Below are 1,861 nucleotides of genomic sequence, written 5' to 3' on the forward strand. Positions count from 1 at the left end.
TAGAAAGGCACGCCTTTGGCGCTCAATTCGCCATGCAGCCGGTCGATATCGGCAGGCGTGTCGAGCTGTACCGCGACGCAGACCTTGTGCGCATGGCTCGGCGATCGCAGCTTCGACACGCCGGTATAGCGGTTGATGTGGTCGAGTTCCCAGGCGGCGAGCGTCACGCCCTCGCCATGGAAGTCGGCAAACCCTTCGGCTCGGCGGCGCAGGCGGAAGCCGAGTTTCTCGACATAGAAATCGACCGTCCTTTCGATGTTTTCCACCAGAAGGCAGACGTCGGAGATGCGCGTGACGCTTGCTGGCATGGCTATTTCGCTCCGGTGTCTTTCGAGAGCGGCAGCTTGACGCCGACGCGGTTGGCGGCGCCGACGATATGCGTGCGCATCGCCGCCTCCGCCGCAGCCGGATCGCCCGCCACTAGAGCCTCATAGATGCGCACATGCTCGCCGACATTGATCTCGACGAGGTCGTGGAGCGGGTTCGTCATGCGCGCGTAGTGGATCGAGTGGCGGATCTGCTCGCAGACGAACGAGATGAAGGTGTGGATGTAGCTGTTGCCGGTGGCGCGCGCGATCTCGCGGTGGAAGAGCAGGTCGGCGTCGATGCTGCCTTCTTCCCAACGCTCCTCGCCGCCCATGCGGTCGAGCGCAGCCTTGATCGAATCGAGATGGCCCTGATTGCGGCGCGCCGCGGCGAGCGCAGCCGACTCGGCCTCGAGGATGCAGCGCAACTCGAACAGCCGCTCCATGTTGTGCGTGTCCTTGAGCGCCTCGCGGTCGATGCGGATCGCTGCTCGCTGCTCGGGCGCCAGCACGAAGGCGCCGATGCCTTGGCGCGCCTCGATCATGCCGTCGGCGCGAAGCTGGGCGATCGCCTCGCGCACGACATTGCGGCTGACGCCGAATTTTTCGGACAATTCCTGCTCGGTCGGCAGGCGCGCGCCGGGGTTCAATTCGCCGGATTCGATCTCGCGGCTGAGGAAGGCAGCGACCCGGTGCGGCAATGTCTCGACAGTGCCGATGGCGGCCAGTCTCTGCTTCATGGAAAAGTCTCCGTCGCGGGCAACAGGCAACCGGGATTCATCAGGCCCTTGGGGTCGAGTGCGCTCTTCAGCGCCGCGACCATGCGGCGATGCGCCGGCGAAAGCCCGGCCCAGAATTCCTTGCGGCGGCTGCGGCCGATGCCGTGCTCCGCGCTGATCGAGCCGCCGAGACCGACGGCGATTTCATAGAGCCCGGCGATGACTTCGGCGCCCCGGGCACGGGCTTCATCCTCGGCGAGTTCGAGCGGCGGCAGCACGTTGAAGTGGATGTTGCCGTCACCGGCGTGGCCGTAGGCGAGCGGGATCCAGCCGGGATGGTCATTCGCGACGAAGCGGCGGGCTCTTTCGCTGAGGCTGGGGATGTCGGAAATCCTCACCGACAGGTCGGTGCGCACATGATAGCCACGCTTGGCCTGGCCTTCGACCAGACCTTCGCGGATCGCCCAAAAACTCCTGGCCTGCGTCGTGCTCGCGGCGAGAACCGCGTCGGTTACCAGGCCATTTTCCATGGCATCGCCGAGGACGCCGGCCAGCAAGCTGTTGAGGTCGATAGCCGCGCTGGATGACAATTCGATCAGCACGTGGACGGGCGCTCCGACCGGCGCCCTCATCGCCGGGTCGATCAGCCGGGCAAGCTCGATGCATTCGGCGCCGATGATCTCGAAAGCGGAGACGAGGTCCGAGCAATCGCGGCGCGCCTGGTTGAAGAGCGCAACGGCCGCCTCGAACGAGGCAAGGCCGAGATAGGCGGTCTCGGTTCGCGCCGGTTTCGGAAACAGCTTGACCTCGACACCGGTGATGATGCCGAGCGTGCCT

General features: G+C 65.4%; 3 protein-coding genes. All 3 read right to left on the reverse strand.

Features of this window, described 5'->3' with window-relative positions; genetic code table 11:
- A partial coding sequence (locus EOA28_RS34510; protein ID WP_245501670.1) for a VOC family protein occupies positions 1-308 on the reverse strand: 308 nt, incomplete at its 3' end.
- Between the two features lie 2 nt (positions 309-310).
- Positions 311-1,045 (reverse strand): FadR/GntR family transcriptional regulator, encoded by a 735-nt coding sequence (locus tag EOA28_RS34515; protein WP_126082454.1) that lies wholly within the window; start codon positions 1,043-1,045, stop codon positions 311-313.
- Positions 1,042-1,861 (reverse strand): FAD-binding oxidoreductase (locus EOA28_RS34520; protein WP_148671058.1); only part of this gene is annotated, 820 nt, incomplete at its 5' end. The genes EOA28_RS34520 and EOA28_RS34515, both read right to left, overlap by 4 nt.

It is taken from the genome of Mesorhizobium sp. M2A.F.Ca.ET.067.02.1.1 (assembly GCF_004023285.1).
In the GTDB taxonomy this organism is placed as follows: domain Bacteria; phylum Pseudomonadota; class Alphaproteobacteria; order Rhizobiales; family Rhizobiaceae; genus Mesorhizobium.